Genomic DNA, 19,224 nt, shown 5'->3' with positions numbered 1-19,224 from the left:
CTGCCCGGAAGACCACCCTCACCCCACCCGGAAGGGACCCACCCATGCCCCGACACCGACAGCGGGCGCGCCGCAGACCCGTCGCGCTCGCCGGCCTCACGGCCGCCGCCCTCCTCGGCGGCCTCGCCTACGCCGGAGGCTTCGCGGCGGACGCCGCCCCCGCACCGGGCGGCCCCCGGAAGACCCAGAACGGTGTGACCCTCCTCGACACGCTCACCGTCCCCGCCGGAACGACCGGACTCGGTATGCCCTTCGGCGGCCTGTCCGGCATCGACTACGACCCGAAGACCCACACGTACGCCGCCCTCAGCGACGACCGCTCGGAGAACGGCAAGGCACGCTTCTACACACTCCGACTGCCCCTCAGCGGACAGAAGTTCGCCGAGGACAAGCCCACCCTGGACGCCCTGACCGTCCTCGACGACACCTCCGGCGATCCCTTCGCCGCCAAGGCCGTCGACCCGGAGGCCATCCGCTGGAACCCCGGTGGCAAGGGCCTGCTGTGGACCAGCGAGGGTGCCTCCGCCTCCGGGCAGCCGGCCTTCGTCCGCGAGACGTCCGCGTCCGGCGCGCACGTACGCGAACTGCCGCTGCCGAAGGCGTACGCCCCCGTCCGCGCGGAGTCGGGCACCCTCACCGCCGGTGTCCGCAACAACCAGGCCCTGGAGGGGCTGACCCTCTCCCCGGACGGCCGCAAGGCCGTCACGATCACCGAGAACGCGCTCGTCCAGGACGGCCCGGCGGCCGGACTGACCGCGAAGAGCCCCTCACGCCTGCTGGTCATGGACCGCCGCACCGGCAAGCCCGAGGCCGAACACGTCTACGAGGTCGACCCGATATCCGCCGCGCCCACCGCCCCGCTGCCGGCCCCCGTCGGCACCTACGCGGCGGACCGGGGTGTCTCGGAGATCCTCGCGATCAACAGGACCGACTACCTCACCGTCGAGCGCTCCTTCGCCTCCGGCGTGGGCTTCGCGATCCGCCTCTACTGGACCACCACACGCGGCGCGACGGACGTACACGGCGAGCAGAAACTGTCCGGCACGGAGCGACCCATGCCGAAGAAGCTGCTCTACGACTTCACCCTCTCCGGCACGGACGCCGACAACGTCGAGGGCATCACCTGGGGCCCGACCCTCCCCGACGGCTCCCGCACCCTCGTCCTCGTCGCCGACGACAACTTCGGCTTCAACGGCAGCGTCACCAAGTTCCACCTGCTGTCGCTGCGCCCCGGCACCCTGGCCGGCGGCGCCCCCGCCACCCCGAAGCAGCCGGACACCGTCGACGTCCAACTGCTCTCCTTCAACGACTTCCACGGCAACCTGGAGCCGCCCACGGGCCGCGACGCCACCCTCGGCTCCAAGCTGGACCCGAAGTCCACCCCGGTCGGCGGCTCCGAGTACCTGGCGACCCGGCTCGGACAGCTCCGTGAGGGCACCGACGCCTCCCTGACCGTCGCCGCGGGCGACATCATCGGCGCCAGCCCCTTCCTCTCCGGCCTCTTCCACGACGAACCGACCGTCGAGGCCATGGAGAAACTGCGCCTGGACGTCACCGGCGTCGGCAACCACGAGTTCGACGAGGGCACCGGGGAACTGCTGCGCATCCAGCACGGCGGCTGCCACCCCGAGGACGGCTGCTACATCGAGGACGAGCCGTACGACGGCTCCGCATTCCCCTGGCTCGCCGCCAACGTCCTCGACCGCACCACCGGCGAGCCGCTCCTCGCGCCCACCTGGGTCAAGGAGGTCGACGGCGTCAGGATCGGCTTCATCGGCATGACCCTGGAGGGCACCCCCGCGGTCACCGGCCAGTCCGGCATCACGTCCGTGCGCTTCACCGACGAGGTCGAGACCGCCGACGCCGCCGCCCGCGCGCTGCGCCGCCAGGGCGTCGAGGCGATCGTGGTCCTGCTCCACGAGGGCGGCGTCCAGGCCGGCTCCTACGGGCAGTGCGACGGCATCTCCGGTCCGATCGTCGACATCGCCGAGCACCTGGACCCGGCCATCGACGCCGTCGTCACCGGCCACACCCACCAGCCCTACATCTGCTCCCTCCCCGACCCCGCCGGCAACCCGCGCACGGTCACCTCGGCCTCCTCCTTCGGCCGCGTCGTCACCGAGACGCGCCTCCCGGTGGACCGCCGCACCGGCGACGTCGTACGCGAGCAGGTCGCCGCCATGAACCACCTGGTCACCCGCACCGGCACCAAGGACGCGGACCAGAGCGCCGTCATCGACAAGTGGAAGGCACTCTCCGCGCCGCTCGCCAACCGGGTCGTCGGCAGCGTCACCGCCGACATCACCCGCTCCGAGACCCGCGACGCCGAGTCGGACCTCGCCAACCTCGTCGCCGACGCCCAGCTGGCGGCGACATCGGCACCCGAACGGGGCGGGGCGCAGATCGCGTTGATGAACCCCGGTGGCGTACGGGCCGATCTCACCCACGCCACCTCGACGGGCGGCGAGGCACCCGGCGAGATCACCTACGCCGAGGCCTTCGCCGTCCAGCCCTTCGCCGGGTCCCTGGTGTCGGTGGACCTCACCGGAGCGCAGATCGAGAAGATCCTGGAGGAACAGTTCGACGACTCCGGGACCCGCGCGCCCACCCTGATGCTGGGTGTCTCCAAGGGCCTGACCTACTCGTACTCCCGCAGCGCCCCGGTCGGCGACCGCGTCGACCCCTCGTCGATCGAGCTCGACGGCGAGACCCTGGACCCGGACGCCACCTACCGGGTGACCGCCAACACCTTCCTCGCGGCGGGCGGCGACGGCTTCACCACCTTCGCCGAGGGCGGCAACACGGTCGGCGGCGGCGACGACATCACCGCCCTCACCGACTACCTCACCGCGAGGAGTCCCGTCGCCCCACCGGGCACCGACCGGGTCACCGAACTGCCCTGACGTCCGTACCCACGTCGTGGCCGCGGGGCCCGGCCGTGGCCACGACGTGGCGAAAATGCCTGAGTGGGCCCCGATCCTTCGCTGTACGTTGGGCGTCCATCAGACACCCACCATGAGGCCACTCCACCGTGTTCCTGACGATCAGTACCACCGGTACCCCAGAGCGCCCCGCGACCGATCTCGGTTTCCTGCTGCACAAGCATCCCGACAAGGCGCAGGCGTTCACCACCTCCTACGGCAAGGCGCACGTCCTCTACCCGGAGGCGGACGTCGAGCGGTGCACGGCCGCGCTGTTGTTGGAGGTGGACGCGGTGGCACTGGTCCGACGGGGCAAGGGCAAGGGCCGCGGCGGCGCCCCGGACGCGGCGCTCGCCCAGTACGTCAACGACCGCCCGTACGCGGCCTCCTCGCTGCTCGCCGTCGCGCTGAACGACGTCTTCTCCAGCGCCGTGCGCGGCCAGTGCAAGGCCCGCCCCGAGCTCCCGGAGCAGGTCCGCCCGCTGCGCGTCGAGATACCGGCGCTGCCCGCCCGCGGCGGGTCCGACCTCGTCGTCAAGCTCTTCGCGCCGCTCGGCTGGACCGTCACCGCCGAGGCGGTGCCGCTGGACGCCCAGTTCCCCGAGTGGGGCGCATCCCGCTACGTACGGCTCGTCCTGGAGTCGGAGTCGCTGACGCTCGCCGAGGCGCTGCGTCACCTCTACGTCCTGCTGCCGGTCCTCGACGACGCCAAGCACTACTGGGTGTCGTCCGACGAGGTCGACAAGCTGCTGCGGGCGGGCGAGGGCTGGCTCCCGGCCCACCCGGAGCACAAGCTGATCACCAGCCGCTATCTGTCCCGCCGCTGGTCGCTGACCCGGCAGGCCATGGAGCGCCTGGAACTCGTACGGCTGGCCGAGGCCGACGACAGCGAGGTCGAGGACATCGACAACGCCGTCGAGGAGCCCGTGGACGACGAGGCCGAGGAGAAGCCGACCCCGCTCGCCGTGCAGCGCCGGGACGCGATCATCGCCGCCCTCAAGGAAGCCGGGGCCGCCCGCGTCCTCGACCTGGGCTGCGGCCAGGGCCAGTTGCTGCAGGCGCTGCTCAAGGACGCCCGCTTCACCGAGATCGTCGGTACGGACGTGTCGATGCGCGCGCTCACCATCGCCTCCCGCCGCCTCAAGCTCGACCGGATGGGCGAGCGCCAGGCCTCGCGCGTCCAGCTCTTCCAGAGCTCCCTCTCCTACACCGACAAGCGCCTCAAGGGGTACGACGCCGCCGTGCTCTGCGAGGTCGTCGAACACCTCGACCTGCCCCGGCTCCCGGCCCTGGAGTACGCGGTGTTCGGCTCGGCCCGCCCTCGCACCGTCCTCGTGACCACTCCGAACGTCGAGTACAACGTCCGGTGGGAGACCCTGCCCGCCGGCCACGCCCGTCACGGGGACCACCGCTTCGAGTGGACCCGTGAGGAGTTCCGGACCTGGGCGGCCACGGTCGCCGAACGGCACGGCTACGACGTCGAGTTCGTCCCCGTCGGCCCCGACGACCCGGAGGTCGGCCCACCCACCCAGATGGGCGTGTTCACCGTCAGGACCACGGACGACGGGAACAACAGGAACGACAACAACGGCGAGAGCGGCGAGAACGGCAAGGGCGAGAAGGAGGCGAAGGCAGCATGAGCGAGACGACCGAAAGCACGGAAAGCACGGAAAGCACCGAGCGCACCGAGCGCACCGAGCGCACGGAGCGCACCGCGAAGGGGCGCACCCTGCCCGTCACCGACCTCTCCCTCGTGGTGCTGATCGGCGCCTCCGGCTCGGGCAAGTCCACGTTCGCCCGGCGCCACTTCAAGCCCACCGAGATCATCTCGTCCGACTTCTGCCGGGGCCTCGTCTCGGACGACGAGAACGACCAGAGCGCGACGAAGGACGCCTTCGACGTGCTCCACTACATCGCGGGCAAGCGCCTCGCGGCCGGCCGCCGTACCGTCGTCGACGCGACCAGCGTGCAGCAGGAGTCCCGCAGGCAGCTGATCGAACTGGCACGCAAGCACGACGTGCTGCCGATCGCCGTCGTGCTCGACGTACCGGAGGAGGTCTGCGCCCAGCGCAACGCGGCCCGCACCGACCGCGCCGACATGCCGCGTCGTGTCATCCAGCGCCACACCCGGGAACTCCGCCGCTCCCTCAGGCAACTGGAGCGCGAGGGCTTCCGCAAGGTGCACGTGCTGCGCGGGGTCGAGGAGGTCGACAACGCCACGGTCGTGACCGAGAAGCGCTTCAACGACCTCACCCACCTCACCGGCCCGTTCGACATCGTCGGCGACATCCACGGCTGCGCGAGTGAACTGGAGACGCTGCTCGGCACGTTGGGCTACGTCGACGGCGTCCACCCGGAGGGCCGTACGGCTGTCTTCGTCGGTGACCTGGTCGACCGGGGCCCGGACAGCCCGGCCGTGCTGCGCCGCGTGATGTCGATGGTCGGCTCCGGCAACGCGCTCTGTGTGCCCGGCAACCACGAGAACAAGTACGGCCGTTACCTCAAGGGCCGCAACGTCCAGCACACCCACGGGCTCGCCGAGACCATCGCGCAGATGGAGGACGAGAGCGAGGAGTTCAAGCAGGAGGTGCGGCAGTTCATCGACGGGCTCGTCAGCCACTACGTCCTCGACGGCGGGAAGCTGGTCGTCTGCCACGCCGGTCTGCCGGAGAAGTACCACGGCCGCACCTCCGGCCGGGTCCGCAGCCACGCCCTGTACGGCGACACCACGGGCGAGACCGACGAGTTCGGACTGCCGGTGCGCTACCCGTGGGCGGAGGACTACCGGGGGCGCGCTGCGGTGGTCTACGGCCACACCCCGGTGCCCACCGCAACCTGGCTGAACAACACCATCTGCCTCGACACGGGCGCCGTCTTCGGCGGCAAGCTCACCGCGCTGCGCTGGCCGGAGCGCGAACTCGTGGAGGTCCCGGCGGAGAAGGTCTGGTACGAGCCGGCCAGGCCGCTGGCCACCGAGGCGCCCGGCGGACACGAGGGCCGGCCGCTGGACCTGGCGGACGTGCGCGGCCGCCGGGTCATCGAGACCCGGCACGCGGGCCGGGTGTCGGTCCGCGAGGAGAACGCGGCCGCCGCCCTGGAGGTCATGAGCCGCTTCGCGGTCGACCCGCGTGTGCTGCCGTACCTGCCCCCGACCATGGCCCCGACCGCGACCTCGCGCGTCGACGGCTACCTGGAGCACCCGGCGGAGGCGTTCGCGCAGTACAAGGAGGACGGTGTCGCGCGGGTCGTGTGCGAGGAGAAGCACATGGGTTCGCGGGCGGTCGTCCTGGTCTGCCGTGACGCGGACGCGGCCCGCGCCCGCTTCGGGGGAGGGCTCACCGGCTCCCTCTACACCCGTACCGGCCGCCCGTTCTTCGACGACGAGGCGCGCACCGAGCTGGTCCTCGGCCGGATCCGCGAAGCCGTCACGGCGGCTGGGCTCTGGGACGAACTCGACACCGACTGGCTGCTGCTGGACGCCGAGCTGATGCCCTGGTCGCTGAAGGCGTCCGGGCTGCTGCGCACCCAGTACGCGGCCGTCGGCGCCGCCTCCGGCGCGGTGTTCCCGGGTGCGCTGACCGCCCTGGAGGGCGCGGCGGCACGCGGCGTCGACGTGGGTGACCTGCTGGGCAGGCAGCGTGAGCGGGCCACCGACGCGGCCGCGTTCACCGAGGCGTACCGGCGCTACTGCTGGCCCACCGAGGGGCTGGACGGCGTCCGGCTCGCCCCGTTCCAGATCCTCGCCGTGCAGGGCCGCAGCCTGGCCGCGCTCCCGCACGACGAGCAGTTGGCCCTCCTCGACCGGCTCGTGGAGTACGACGTCAGCGGCCTGCTGCAGACCACCCGGCGCCTCTTCGTCGACACCGGGGACGAGGCCTCGGTGCGGGCGGGCGTCGACTGGTGGCTGGAGATGACGGGCCGGGGCGGCGAGGGCATGGTCGTCAAACCGGTCGGGGCGCTCGTGCGCGACGGCCGGGGACGGCTGGTCCAGCCGGGCATCAAGTGCCGGGGCCGGGAGTACCTGCGGATCATCTACGGCCCGGAGTACACCCGCCCGGAGAACCTCGCCCGGCTGCGCGGGCGTTTCCTCAACCACAAGCGGTCCCTCGCCCTGCGCGAGTACGCCCTGGGCCTGGAGGCGCTGGACCGGCTCGCCGAGGGGGAGCCGCTGTGGCGGGTGCACGAGGCGGTGTTCGGGGTACTGGCCCTGGAGTCGGAGCCGGTCGACCCCCGGCTGTGAGACCGACGCCCGCCACGGACGGCCCTCGTCCGTGGCGGGCGGACCCGCGCCCGGGACGTGACATTGCGGCTGATAATGTCGCGAGCAGGCGTGGCCGTGTTCCGCGTTCGAGAGGTTCCGGCGGTGCTCGGGGGGACAGCGATCGCAGCCGATCGCAGGCGACCGCTGTCACCCGAGTCGGTCCCATCGGTCCCAGTCGAAGGTATGTGGGGTTTCCCATGCGTCGCACCACCACGCGGTCCGGAACACGGCCCGGAACGCGGTCCGGACGAGAGCTGTCGGCACTCGACGCCGCGTACGACGAGTGCCGCCGCCTGGTCCGCACGACCCGGCCCACCGAGTACGCCCTGATGCAGCTGATGCCGCCGGTGGCCCGCCCTGTCTCCTGGGCCCTGTACGCCGCCTTCGCTTTCGCCGACGATCTGCTGGACCGCTCCGCCGAGGCCCCCGAGGAGCGGGGCCGCCTGCTGCGGGAGTGGCGGGCCGCGCTGGAGGCGGACCTCGCGAGCGGGACCAGCGACGACCCGGTCCGGCTCGCCCTGACCGACGCGGTGTGGCACTGGGGGCTGGACCTCGGTGATCTGCTCGACGCCCTCGACGCGGTCCAGCGCGACGACGACCGTGAGTCCGTCGCGACCTGGGCGGAGTGGCGGGAGCGGGCCCACGCCCAGAACATGAGCTGGCCCGAACAACTCATGCGGATGCTGGTCCGCGTCGGACTCCCCGTCCCCGTGCGGCTGAGGGATCTGCCCGGCTTCACTCGGTTCGTGGAGGGGCTGTTCCTGACCGACATGCTCCGCGACCTCCCGGAGGACCTCGACGGCGGGCACGTGTGGTTCCCGACGGAGGTCCTCGACCGTTTCCAGGTCACCCGGGCGGAGCTGCTCGCCCGGGAGTGGACCCCCGCCGTCCGCCGACTCGTCGCCCACCTCGCCGACCAGGCCCGGGAATGGCTGGAGGATTCCCGTCGCGCGCTGCGGAACACGCTGCCGCTGGGCCCCGCCATCGTGCTCGACTCCGCCGTCGCGCTGTTCGGTGCCGAACTGGACGCGTTCGTCCGGGCCGGCTCGGCCGCCCTGCACCGGCAGGTACGGGTGCCCCGGCACATCGAGTGGCGGATCCTCGGTCCGGCGCGGGCGCGGGCGGCCGTGGTGTGGCGGCTGACGCTCCCGCCCGGCAGGGACGCGGCCGCCGAGGCGTCGAGGACGGCCGCGCACCGGCCCGCCGGTGTGTCGGGGGACGACTCGGCACCGGCTCTGCCCGCCGGGCCCGAACGGCACACCACGCGCATCGCCGAACCGCCGCTGCCCCCGCGCCCGCATCGCGACGGCGCCCGCCCGCCGGCCATAGCCGAGGCACACCTTCCCCAGCACGTGGCGATCGTCATGGACGGCAACGGGCGTTGGGCCACCGGGCTCGGGCTGCCCCGCGACGAGGGGCACCGGGCCGGAGCGGTCGCGCTGCGTGACGTGGTCCAGGGCGCGCTGGAGATCGGCCTCGCCCATCTGACGGTCTACGCCTTCTCCACCGAGAACTGGAAGCGGTCGCCCGACGAGGTCTCCAAGCTCTTCGCGATCATGCGCGCCGAGCTCCTCGACGGCGAACTGCTCGACCACGACGTACGCCTGCGCTGGGTGGGGTCCCCCGACGGCCTCCCGGAGGACGTGGTGGAAGTCCTCCGCGCCCAGGAGCACGCCACCCGCAACCGCACCGGCCTCACCCTCAACGTCTGCGTCAACTACGGCGGCCGTGCCGAACTCGCGCGGGCGGGCGCGTCGTTGGCCCGGGCCGCCCTCGCGGGTGAGGTCGATCCCGCCCGCGTCTCCGAGCAGCTCTTCGCCGCGCATCTGCCCCACCACGCACTGCCCGACGTCGACCTGCTGTGGCGCACCAGCGGCGAGATCCGCACCTCCAACTTCCTGCCCTGGCACGCCCACTACGCCGAACTCCACTTCACCGACCAGCCCTGGCCCGACGTCGACCGTCGCGACCTGTGGGAAGCGGTGGTCGCCTACACCCACCGCAAACGCCGCAAGGGCGCGGCGTCGGCCCCGGCCCCGGCGGAGGGGACGGAGTAGCTCCCGCCCACTTTCCCGCGCCCCTACAGGGCCGCAGGCCCCTGTAGGGGCGCGGGGAACGGCGCGAGAAGCCCCACCCACCCGCACCCGAAGAACCGGCCGACACGGGGGGCGCCCCCGGCGTCAGCCCACCAACCGCAACCGAACCCCCGCCACCCCCACCCGCACCGTCTGCCCCCACGTCAGCTCCAGCGCATCCCCCTCCATCCCGTCCCCGAACGCGATGAGCCGATCCGACTCGACCGTCAGACGGAGGTGGGAGGCCGCCGCCAACTGCCCCGCCACCAGGGACGTCCCGGTCGCCGGGGAGGGCCAGGCCTCGCGGACGAACCACAGGAGGCGGGCCTCGGCGGGGCCGGGAAGGGGCAGCGCGCTGGCCCGTTCCTGCCAGACGGACCGGATCCACCCGCTCGCCCCGGTCCCCGTCCCGACGAGCACCCCGGACGAGGCCTGGGGCTCGACGACACCCCTGTCGCCGTCGAGCCCCAGACGGTACCGGGCGGTCTGGTGCCCCGCCGCGCCGAGATAGATCTCGTTGAGCGCCACCAGCCGCTGTGTGTCGTCCGCGACGGCCTCGACCATCGTCAACTCGTCCATCGGGCAGTCGCGTCGGAGCGACGCGGACAGCAACTTCACCGCCTGCCCGGGCTGATGCCGCACCAGCACGCCCGGGTTGCGTCGCGGATCGGGGTTGATCCCCACCACCGGCTGCCCGGCGAGGTACTTCGCCACATTGGCCACCAGGCCGTCCTGTCCGACCACGACCACCACGTCCTCGGGGGCGAACAGGAACCGGTCCAGGTCGGCTCGCTCGACCCGGGCCTGACGCCACGTCAGCGGAATCGAAGAGGTGACCTCGGCCAGCGCCCCGCGTTCCCGCCGGTGCCGCTCGGCCACGTCCTCGATGTCCCGCCCCCGGGACCGCAGGAAGAAGGCGGCCTGCCCGTGCGTCCCGTGGCGGGCCACCAACTCCTCGTACTCGGTGGTGCGATGGACCAGCACCACCCGTGGCGCGAGACTCACGCCGGGTCCCCGCCGCCGTCCGATGCGCCGCCGAGCCTGGCCAGCAGCCCCGTCAGGACATCCGGCGACACCGTCACACTCTCGATCCGCGGCAGGTTCTCCGCGAGCCGTGTCCCGGTCAGCGCGTGCAGCGTCGCCGTGTCCACTTCGGCGTGCACCCGCAGCCATGCCGCCTGCGCCTCGGCCCGCGCCGCACCCACCTCCCGTGCGGCCCGCGCCTCCGCCTCGGCCAGCTTGACCTGCCGCACCGCCTCCGCCTCCGCGAGCCTCACGCCGCGCGCCGCCTCGGCGTCGGCCAGCCGGACACTCCGCGCCGCCTCCGCCTCGGCGAGCTTCACGGTCCGTTCGGCCTCCGCCTCCGTCAGCCGTACCGTCCGGGCCGCCTCCGCGCCCGCCTTCACCGCGTCCGCGGCGGCCCGCTCCTCCGCCTCCCGGCGCGCGTTGGTGCCCCGCTGCTCGACCAACTGCTCCTCGCGCCGGGCGAGTTCGATCTGGCTGGCCAGCTCGTTCTCGGCGATGGCCCGCTCCCGCTCGACGGCGACGGCCCGGCGCTCGTACGTCGCCCGGTCGGCCTCCTGCTGGATCTGCTCCCGGGCCGGTGTGCGCAGTGCCCGCTCCACCTCGGGCTCGGGCCGCAGCGCGACCACGCGGACGGCCACGATCTCGATGCCGGTGGCCGGCAGCCGGGGCTCGGCCGCCAGCCCGCCGGCCACCCGCTCCCGTACCGCCGCGACGCCGTCGACGAGGGCCGAGGCCAGCGTCGTACGGGCCAGGACGTCCAGCGCGTGCTGCTGGGCCGTCTCCGTCAGCAGGGTCGACAACTGCTCCAGGGGAGCGCCGCGCCAGACCCCTGTGTCGGGGTCGATGGAGAAATCGAGCCGGGCGGCGGCGATCGCCGGGTCGCTCACCCGGTACGTCACGGTCGCCTGCACCGCCACGTCCTGGAAGTCGGACGTACGGGCGTGGAAGGTCATCGCCAGTTCCCGGTCGTCCACCGGGACCTCGGAGAGCGCGGCGCTCAGTGACCGGTACCAGAAGCTCAGCCCCGGGCCGTCGTGCGCGAGCCGTCCGGAGCGGTGGTGACGGATGTGCGCGGTGGGCGCCCCGCGCAGATGCCGCCAGCCGAGCCGTCTGGTGATGTCGGCCATGGATGATCCCCCTCGTGACGGACTGATCGACTCGCGGCGACCGGTCGACGAACGATTGACGAACGATCGACGACGGAGCCCGATTAATGTCACTTAGACGATAACGAAGAGGCCTGCTTATCGTCAAGAGGACGAGATGGGAGGCGGGATGGAGGTGCCGGAAGGATTCCGATTCGGCCGACCGGAGGGTGAACACGCGCCCGAATGGTCAGGATGAGGGCATGGGATTCCATGTCGACTCCGAGGCCGGGCGCCTGCGCCGCGTCATCCTGCACCGGCCGGATCTTGAGCTCAAAAGGCTCACCCCCAGCAACAAGACCGCGCTGCTCTTCGATGACGTGCTGTGGGTGCGCCGGGCGCGCGCCGAGCACGACGGGTTCGCCGACGTGCTGCGCGACCGAGGCGTCGCCGTCCACCTCTTCGGCGACCTCCTGATCGACGTCATGCGGATTCCGCAGGCCCGGCAACTCGTTCTCGACCGCGTCTTCGACGAGAAGGAGTACGGCCCGCTCGCCACGGACCACCTCAGGGCCGCCTTCGAATCGCTGCCCGTGCGCGAGCTGGTCGAGGCGCTGATCGGCGGCATGACCAAACGCGAGTTCCTCGACGCGCACATGGAGCCGGCCTCCGTCCGCTTCCATGTCATGGAGCTGGACGAATTCCTTCTCGACCCGCTCCCCAACCACCTCTTCACCCGCGACACCTCCGCCTGGATCTACGACGGGGTCTCCATCAACGCCATGCGCTGGCCGGCCCGCCGGCGCGAGACCGTCCACTTCGAGGCGATCTACCGGCACCACCCGCTGTTCCGCGCCGAGACGTTCCATGTCTGGTCGGAGGGTCAGGCCGACTACCCGTCCACCATCGAGGGCGGCGACGTGCTCGTCATCGGCAACGGGGCCGTCCTCATCGGCATGAGCGAGCGCACCACCCCGCAGGCCGTCGAGATGCTCGCGCACAAGCTCTTCGCCGCCGGCTCCGCGCGGACCATCGTGGCCCTCGACATGCCCAAGCGCCGGGCCTTCATGCACCTCGACACCGTCATGACCATGGTCGACGGCGACACCTTCACCCAGTACGCCGGACTTGGCATGCTCCGCTCGTACACCATCGAACCCGGCGTCGGGGAGAAGGAGCTCAAGGTCACCGACCACCCGCCGGAGCACATGCACCGCGCGATCGCCGCCGCGCTCGGCCTCGACGCCGTCCGGGTGCTCACCGCCACACAGGACGTCCACGCCGCCGAGCGAGAGCAGTGGGACGACGGCTGCAACGTGCTCGCCGTCGAGCCCGGCGTCGTCGTCGCCTACGAGCGCAACGCCACCACCAACACGCATCTGCGCAAGCAGGGTATCGAGGTGATCGAGATCCCGGGCAGCGAGCTGGGGCGGGGGAGGGGCGGGCCGCGTTGCATGAGCTGCCCGGTGGAGAGATCCGCGGTGTAGGGATCCGCGACGCGGGGATCCGGGCGGCGCGGAGGGCACCGTATAGAAATGTGGAACATCGTATAGACTTCCAGTCTTCCTATCGCTGTCCCCGTCCCGTCGACCCAGGAGCGCCCCATGGCGACCGTTCCCCACGCCCTCGCCGGGCGCCACTTCCTCAAGGAGCTGGACTTCACCGCCGAGGAGTTCCGCGGGCTGATCGAGCTGGCCGTGGAGCTGAAGGCGGCCAAGAAGGCCGGGACGGAGACCCGGCACCTGCTGGGCAGGAACATCGCGCTCATCTTCGAGAAGACCTCGACGCGCACCCGCTGCGCGTTCGAGGTCGCCGCGGCCGACCAGGGCGCCCAAACGACCTACCTGGATCCGTCCGGCTCCCAGATGGGTCACAAGGAGTCGGTCAAGGACACCGCGCGGGTGCTCGGCCGGATGTTCGACGCGATCGAGTACCGGGGCGAGAGCCAGGCGAACGTCGAGGAGCTGGCGGCATACGCCGGAGTGCCGGTCTACAACGGGCTCACCGACGACTGGCACCCCACCCAGATGCTGGCCGACGTGATGACCATGACCGAGCACAGCGACAAGCCGCTCGACGAGATGGTCTTCGCCTACCTCGGCGACGCCCGCTTCAACATGGGCAACTCGTACCTGGTGACGGGGGCCCTGCTCGGCATGGACGTCCGGATCGTCGCCCCGCAGGCCTACTGGCCGGCCGAGGAGATCGTCACCCACGCCCGCAAGCTCGCCGAGATCAGCGGCGCGCGGATCACCCTCACCGAGCACGTCCACGACGGGGTCGAGCGTGCCGACTTCGTCGCCACCGACGTCTGGGTCTCCATGGGCGAGCCCAAGGAGGTCTGGGACGAGCGCATCGGGGCGCTCTCCCCGTACGCCGTGACCATGGACGTGCTGCGGGCCACCGGCAACGCGGACGTCAAGTTCCTGCACTGCCTGCCGGCCTTCCACGACCTCGGCACCAAGGTGGGCCGCGAGATCCACGAGCGGCACGGACTGGACTCGCTGGAGGTCACGGACGAGGTGTTCGAGTCGTCGCACTCCGTCGTCTTCGACGAGGCGGAGAACCGGCTGCACACGATCAAGGCGGTCCTGGTGGCGACCCTGGCCTGAGGCCGGTGCCCGGCGACGCCGGGCCGGGAACTACGCGTGCCGACGCCGCTGCGGCGGCACCGTCGGCAACCGGAACCACACCGCCTTGCCCGAGTCCGTGGGGCGGTGACCGCAGGCGGAGCTGAGGGCGCGGATCAGGAGCAGACCGCGTCCGTGCTCCTGCCAGGGGTCCGGGTCCAGGTGCCCCGGGGCGGTGAGGTCGCCCGGGGGAGCGGGATCGGGGTCGTGGACCTCCACCTTGCAGCCGCTCGGCACCAGCTCGACGACCAGCTCTATGGGGCCCTCCCCGGCGGCGTGCTCGATCGCGTTCGCGACCAGTTCCGCCGTGAGCAGCTCCGCCGTGTCGCAGTCCGCCCCGTGCTCCAGCTCGGTCAGCGCCGTCCGCACCAACGCGCGGGCCACGGGCACGGCCGCGGCGGTGTGCGGCAGCGCGATGCGCCAGGAGGCGGGGGCGGAGGGTTCTTGCAAGGCGGCGGATCCGTTCATGGAGCAGGTCATGGCTCGTCCTGCTTTCAACGTGACGAATGGTACGGCGCGGACCGGCGAAGCCGCTCGGCGGGCGCCGCGAGGGACCGTCGGCCCCGTTGACGGCGGTCTACCCACGCCAACGTCCGGCCGCGCCCGACCGAGCCCGTCGTTACCGGCTTGTCGAACGTCCGTGACCGAGTCACGGAGGCCCGCCCGCCCTCCTGGCGCCCTCGTGTCGCCCTGCCCCGGCCGAGGTCCCCCGCCCCTCTCGGCCGAGGTCCCCCGCCCCTCCCTGCCGAGGTGCCCCGCCCCTCCCGCGGCGGCCCGATCGGTCTATCGCGCACTCGTGACGATGGTCAGATATCAGTGATAACTTCATGAGGCAGGGAAGGAGCCGCAGCGCTGCGGCCAGCCCCCGAGGAGGCCGCCCGTATGAGTCCCTTCACCGGCTCCGCCGCCCGCACCTCCGACTGGCGGCATCTGCGGTGCGAGATCACCGACGGCGTCGCCACCGTCACCCTCGCCCGCCCGGAGAAGCTGAACGCCCTCACCTTCGGCGCCTACGCCGACCTGCGCGATCTGCTCGCCGAACTCTCCCGGGAGAGATCCGTACGGGCCCTGGTGCTGGCGGGCGCCGGCCGCGGCTTCTGCTCCGGCGGGGACGTCGACGAGATCATCGGCGCCACCCTCGCCATGGACACCGCCCAGCTGCTCGACTTCAACCGCATGACCGGGCAGGTCGTACGAGCCGTCCGCGAATGCCCCTTCCCCGTGATCGCCGCGGTGCACGGCGTGGCGGCGGGCGCCGGCGCGGTCCTCGCCCTGGCCGCCGACTTCCGGGTGGCCGATCCCACCGCCCGCTTCTCCTTCCTCTTCACCCGCGTGGGCCTCTCCGGCGGTGACATGGGCGCCGCCTACCTCCTGCCCCGCGTCGTCGGCCTCGGCCACGCCACCCGCCTCCTCATGCTCGGCGAACCCGTCCGTGCCGCCGAGGCCGAGCGGATCGGCCTCATCAGCCAACTCGCCGACGAGGGCGGCGCCGACGGTGCCGCGCGGACCCTGGCCCGCCGTCTGGCCGAGGGCCCGGCCCTGGCCCACGCCCAGACGAAGGCCCTGCTGACGGCCGAGCTGGACATGCCCCTGTCGGCCGCCGTGGAACTCGACGCGGCGACCCAGGCCCTGCTGATGACCGGCGAGGACTACAGGGAATTCCACGCGGCGTTCACGGAGAAGCGCCCCCCGAAATGGCAGGGCCGCTGATGCCACCCCCGCCGACCTCACCTGCGACGCCCACCCGCATAGCGATCATCGGCGGCGGCCCCGGCGGCCTCTACGCCGCCGCCCTCCTCAAGCGCCTCGACGCCACCCGCGAGATCACCCTCTGGGAACGCAACCCCCCGAACGACACCTTCGGCTTCGGCGTGGTCCTCTCCGACGAGACCCTCGGCGGCATAGAACACGCCGACCCCCAGGTCTACGAGGCACTACAGGCGCACTTCACCCGCTGGGACGACATCGACATCGTCCACCGAGGCACCCGCCACACCTCCTCAGGACACGGCTTCGCCGCCCTCGGCCGCCGCACCCTCCTCCAGGTCCTCCACGACCGCTGCCGCTCCCTCGGCGTGGACCTCCGCTTCGGCACGGAGGCCCCGTACCCCTCCTGGCTCTGCGAGACGTACGACCTGGTCATCGCTGCGGACGGCGTGCACAGCGCGACGCGCGAGGCGTACGCGGAGGTGTTCCGGCCGACCATCGAGACGCATCGCTGCCGCTACATCTGGCTCGCCGCCGACTTCGCCTTCGAGGCGTTCCGTTTCGAGATCGCCGAGACCGAGCACGGCGTGGCGCAGCTGCACGGCTACCCGTACGCGCCTGACGCGTCCACCGTCATCGTGGAGATGCGCGAGGAGGTGTGGCGGGCCGCCGGGCTGGACCGGGCGGACGAACGGGAGTCGGTCGAACGGTGCGCGAAGCTCTTCGCGGACGCGCTCGGCGGACGGCCCCTGCGCTCCAACAACTCCACCTGGACGACCTTCCGCACGGTCGTCAACGAGCGCTGGTCGCACGGCAACCTGGTCCTGCTCGGCGACGCCGCGCACACCGCGCACTTCTCCATCGGTTCGGGGACGAAGCTGGCCGTCGAGGACGCGCTGGCACTGGTGGCGTGTCTGGAGGAACAGCCCGATCAGGAGCGGGCGTTGAGGGCGTACGAGGAGGAACGGCGCCCGGTGGTCGCCTCCACCCAGCGTGCCGCGCGGGCCAGTCTGGAGTGGTTCGAGAACATCGGGCTCCATCTCGACCAGCCCTCCCGCCAGTTCGCCTTCAACCTCCTCACCCGCAGCCGCCGCGTCACCCACGACAACCTCCGCCTGCGTGACGCTCACTTCACCGGCGCGGTGGAGCGGGAGTTCGGCTGCCCGCCCGGCACACCGCCGATGTTCACCCCCTTCCGGCTGCGCGGGCTGACCCTGCGCAACCGGGTCGTCGTCTCCCCGATGGACATGTACTCGGCGACCGACGGCGTCCCCGGCGACTTCCACCTCGTGCATCTGGGCGCCCGCGCCCTCGGCGGCGCCGGGCTGGTGATGACCGAGATGGTGTGCGTCAGCCCCGAGGGGCGGATCACCCCGGGCTGCGCCGGGCTCTGGAACACCCGGCAGGCCGACGCATGGCGCCGCACGGTGAACTTCGTGCACGAGCAGGCGCCGGGCACGGCCATCGGGGTGCAGCTCGGCCACTCCGGTCGCAAGGGCTCGACCAAGCTGATGTGGGAGGGCATCGACGAACCGCTGGAGACCGGCAACTGGCCCCTGACCGCGGCCTCCCCGCTCCCGTACAAGCCGGGCAGCCAGACGCCGCGCGCCCTTTCTCGCGCCCAACTCACCGACATCCGGGAGCAGTTCGCCTCAGCCGCGCTCAGGGCCGCCCGCAGCGGTTTCGACCTCCTCGAACTCCACTGCGCCCACGGCTACTTGCTCTCCGGCTTCCTCTCACCGCTGACCAACCACCGCACCGACCGCTACGGCGGCTCGCTCGACCACCGGCTCCGCTACCCGCTCGAAGTCTTCGACGCCGTACGGGCGGTGTGGCCGGAGGAACGGCCCATGACCGTCCGCATCTCCGCGACCGACTGGGCGGACGGGGGCACCACCGGCGACGACGCCGTCGCGATCGCCCGTGCCTTCGCCGCGCACGGCGCCGACGCGATCGACGTCTCGACGGGGCAGGTCGTCGCCGACGAGCAGCCCCAGTACGGCCGCTCCTACCAGACCCCGTACGCGGACCGCATCCGGCACGAGGTGCGAGTTCCGGTGATCGCCGTCGGCGCCATCTCCTCCTGGGACGACGTCAACTCCCTGATCCTGGCCGGCCGCACCGACCTCTGCGCCCTGGCCCGACCCCACCTCTACGACCCCCACTGGACGCTCCACGCGGCCGCCGAACAGGGCTACGAGGGACCGGGCGCACCCTGGCCCGCCCCCTACCGGGCCGGCAGCCGCCGCCCCGCCACGGGCCGCACCGACGCCCCCAAACCCCGGCTCACCCTGTCGTAGGGGGCGACGAGAGGTCCACCATGCCCGCCGTCAGTGTCGCGCCGTCCACCGGGTCGACCAGGATGAACGACCCGGTGCGCCGTACCGCCGCGTAGTCGTCCACGGCCAACGGCTCGGCCGTGCGCAGGACGATCCGGCCGAGGTCGTTCGTGGTCAGCTCCGGGTGGCCGCCGAGGTCCTTGACGACGGCCTTGACGGTGCGGGTGGTGTGCCGGAGCAGTACGCGGTCTCCCACGCTCAGCGGTCGCTCGGCCAGATGGCAGACGGCGGCGCGGACGTCCCGCGTGAGCGTCGGCGTACCGGCCGCGGCCGTCGTGATCATGTCCCCTCGCGACACATCCCGCTGGTCCGCCAGCCGCACGCTGATCGACTGCGGCGCGTACGCGGCCTCCGCCGTCTCGCCGAGGACGTCGATGCCCGTGATCTCGGAGGTCTCACCGGACGGATGGACGGTCACCGGGTCACCGACCCGCAGCGTCCCCGACACCAACTGCCCCGCGTAGTGACGGACTTCGCCGTGCCGGATCACGTACTGCACGGGGAAGCGGGCCGGGGCGTCCGTCGCCTCCGCCCCCACCGGCACGGTCTCCAGGAACTCCAGGAGCGCCGGACCGTCGTACCAGTCCATCCGCCCGGACCGGTCGACGACGTTGTCACCGACGAGCGCGGAGACCGGGATCGACGTGAAGCCGGACAGTCCCAGCGCGTCGGCGTGCCGGGTGAAGTCGTCGACGATCCTGCGGAACTCCCGCTCCGCGTACCCGACGAGGTCCATCTTGTTGACGGCCAGCACGACGTGCGGCACCCGCAGCAGCGCCGCCACGGCCGCGTGCCGCCGGGTCTGCTCGACGACGCCGTTGCGCGCGTCGACGAGGACGATCGCCAGTTCGGCGGTGGAGGCGCCGGTGACCATGTTGCGGGTGTACTGCACGTGGCCGGGGGTGTCGGCGAGGATGAAGCGGCGGCGGGTGGTGGCGAAGTAGCGGTAGGCCACGTCGATGGTGATGCCCTGTTCGCGTTCGGCCCGCAGGCCGTCGGTGAGCAGCGCGAGGTCGGGGCCTGCCTGGCCGCGGTCGGCCGATACCCGTTCCACGGCCTCCAGTTGATCGGTGAGGATCGACTTGGAGTCGTGCAGCAGCCGGCCCACCAGGGTGGACTTGCCGTCGTCGACCGACCCGGCTGTCGCGAAGCGCAGCGTGTCGATGGTGGTGGTGCTCAT

Annotated in this window: 12 protein-coding genes; 8 read left to right on the top strand and 4 right to left on the bottom strand. The window is 72.1% G+C overall.

The features are described from left to right. Positions 1 to 44 precede the first annotated feature (44 nt). The 4 genes from K1J60_RS11265 (at position 45) to uppS (ending at position 9,239) form a co-directional block, all read left to right on the top strand. Positions 45 to 2,903, top strand: a complete 2,859-nt coding sequence (locus K1J60_RS11265) for an esterase-like activity of phytase family protein (protein WP_220646105.1) — start codon at positions 45 to 47, stop codon at positions 2,901 to 2,903. Positions 2,904 to 3,031: 128 nt separating this feature from the next. Next, complete coding sequence (locus K1J60_RS11260; RefSeq protein ID WP_220646104.1) at positions 3,032 to 4,561, top strand: 3' terminal RNA ribose 2'-O-methyltransferase Hen1; 1,530 nt, start codon at positions 3,032 to 3,034, stop codon at positions 4,559 to 4,561. After that, the gene (locus K1J60_RS11255; protein WP_259407677.1) at positions 4,558 to 7,161 is read left to right on the top strand and encodes a polynucleotide kinase-phosphatase; all 2,604 of its coding nucleotides are present in this window, start codon (positions 4,558 to 4,560) and stop codon (positions 7,159 to 7,161) included. Before K1J60_RS11260 ends, K1J60_RS11255 begins: the two co-directional genes overlap by 4 nt. A gap of 218 nt (positions 7,162 to 7,379) precedes the next feature. Continuing rightward, on the top strand, positions 7,380 to 9,239 hold the full coding sequence (uppS, locus tag K1J60_RS11250; RefSeq protein ID WP_220646103.1) for a polyprenyl diphosphate synthase: 1,860 nt from the start codon (positions 7,380 to 7,382) through the stop codon (positions 9,237 to 9,239). A 123-nt stretch (positions 9,240 to 9,362) separates the two neighbouring features. Here uppS and K1J60_RS11245 read toward each other — a convergent pair whose 3' ends face one another. After that, positions 9,363 to 10,262 carry an NAD(+)/NADH kinase gene (locus K1J60_RS11245; protein WP_220646102.1) on the bottom strand — a complete coding sequence of 300 codons (900 nt, stop codon included), beginning with the start codon at positions 10,260 to 10,262 and terminating at the stop codon, positions 9,363 to 9,365. Then, positions 10,259 to 11,410, bottom strand: coding sequence for an SPFH domain-containing protein (locus tag K1J60_RS11240; protein ID WP_220646101.1), 1,152 nt, complete (start codon positions 11,408 to 11,410; stop codon positions 10,259 to 10,261). Before K1J60_RS11240 ends, K1J60_RS11245 begins: the two co-directional genes overlap by 4 nt. 221 nt (positions 11,411 to 11,631) lie before the next feature. On the opposite strand from K1J60_RS11240, the gene K1J60_RS11235 reads away from it, so the two are divergent. Together K1J60_RS11235 and argF are read left to right on the top strand one after the other, a co-directional pair. Continuing rightward, the gene (locus tag K1J60_RS11235) at positions 11,632 to 12,855 is read left to right on the top strand and encodes an arginine deiminase (protein ID WP_220646100.1); all 1,224 of its coding nucleotides are present in this window, start codon (positions 11,632 to 11,634) and stop codon (positions 12,853 to 12,855) included. Between the two features lie 117 nt (positions 12,856 to 12,972). Then, positions 12,973 to 13,980 (top strand): ornithine carbamoyltransferase, encoded by a 1,008-nt coding sequence (gene argF, locus K1J60_RS11230; RefSeq protein WP_220646099.1) that lies wholly within the window; start codon positions 12,973 to 12,975, stop codon positions 13,978 to 13,980. A gap of 30 nt (positions 13,981 to 14,010) precedes the next feature. Here the strand turns inward: argF and K1J60_RS11225 are convergent, their stop codons facing one another. Beyond that, positions 14,011 to 14,466 carry an ATP-binding protein gene (locus tag K1J60_RS11225; RefSeq protein ID WP_398683183.1) on the bottom strand — a complete coding sequence of 152 codons (456 nt, stop codon included), beginning with the start codon at positions 14,464 to 14,466 and terminating at the stop codon, positions 14,011 to 14,013. A gap of 414 nt (positions 14,467 to 14,880) precedes the next feature. Here K1J60_RS11225 and K1J60_RS11220 point away from each other — a divergent pair, with 414 nt between their 5' ends. Beyond that, positions 14,881 to 15,708, top strand: a complete 828-nt coding sequence (locus K1J60_RS11220) for an enoyl-CoA hydratase family protein (protein WP_220646097.1) — start codon at positions 14,881 to 14,883, stop codon at positions 15,706 to 15,708. Next, entirely contained in the window at positions 15,693 to 18,005 is a 2,313-nt protein-coding gene (locus K1J60_RS11215) for a bifunctional salicylyl-CoA 5-hydroxylase/oxidoreductase (protein ID WP_220646096.1), read from the top strand. The genes K1J60_RS11220 and K1J60_RS11215 overlap by 16 nt, the downstream gene beginning before the upstream one ends. Here K1J60_RS11215 and K1J60_RS11210 read toward each other — a convergent pair. Beyond that, positions 17,992 to 19,224 (bottom strand): sulfate adenylyltransferase subunit 1, encoded by a 1,233-nt coding sequence (locus tag K1J60_RS11210; RefSeq protein ID WP_220646095.1) that lies wholly within the window; start codon positions 19,222 to 19,224, stop codon positions 17,992 to 17,994. The two genes, K1J60_RS11215 and K1J60_RS11210, sit on opposite strands and share 14 nt — an antisense overlap.

The organism is Streptomyces akebiae (assembly GCF_019599145.1).
In the GTDB taxonomy this organism is placed as follows: Bacteria; Actinomycetota; Actinomycetes; order Streptomycetales; family Streptomycetaceae; genus Streptomyces; species Streptomyces akebiae.
Note: the sequence above shows the minus strand (reverse complement) of the source record. Positions and strands in the feature narration are given on the sequence as shown.

What these genes read in the sequence shown, in the direction of transcription:
- K1J60_RS11265 (WP_220646105.1), top strand. Translation starts at nt 45, where the DNA reads ATGCCCCGACACCGACAGCGGGCGCGCCGCAGACCCGTCGCGCTCGCC.
- K1J60_RS11235 (WP_220646100.1), top strand. Translation starts at nt 11,632, where the DNA reads ATGGGATTCCATGTCGACTCCGAGGCCGGGCGCCTGCGCCGCGTCATC.
- K1J60_RS11210 (WP_220646095.1), bottom strand. Translation starts at nt 19,224, where the DNA reads ATGAGCACCACCACCATCGACACGCTGCGCTTCGCGACAGCCGGGTCG.
- K1J60_RS11225 (WP_398683183.1), bottom strand. Translation starts at nt 14,466, where the DNA reads ATGAACGGATCCGCCGCCTTGCAAGAACCCTCCGCCCCCGCCTCCTGG.
- K1J60_RS11215 (WP_220646096.1), top strand. Translation starts at nt 15,693, where the DNA reads ATGGCAGGGCCGCTGATGCCACCCCCGCCGACCTCACCTGCGACGCCC.
- uppS (WP_220646103.1), top strand. Translation starts at nt 7,380, where the DNA reads ATGCGTCGCACCACCACGCGGTCCGGAACACGGCCCGGAACGCGGTCC.
- argF (WP_220646099.1), top strand. Translation starts at nt 12,973, where the DNA reads ATGGCGACCGTTCCCCACGCCCTCGCCGGGCGCCACTTCCTCAAGGAG.
- K1J60_RS11220 (WP_220646097.1), top strand. Translation starts at nt 14,881, where the DNA reads ATGAGTCCCTTCACCGGCTCCGCCGCCCGCACCTCCGACTGGCGGCAT.
- K1J60_RS11255 (WP_259407677.1), top strand. Translation starts at nt 4,558, where the DNA reads ATGAGCGAGACGACCGAAAGCACGGAAAGCACGGAAAGCACCGAGCGC.
- K1J60_RS11240 (WP_220646101.1), bottom strand. Translation starts at nt 11,410, where the DNA reads ATGGCCGACATCACCAGACGGCTCGGCTGGCGGCATCTGCGCGGGGCG.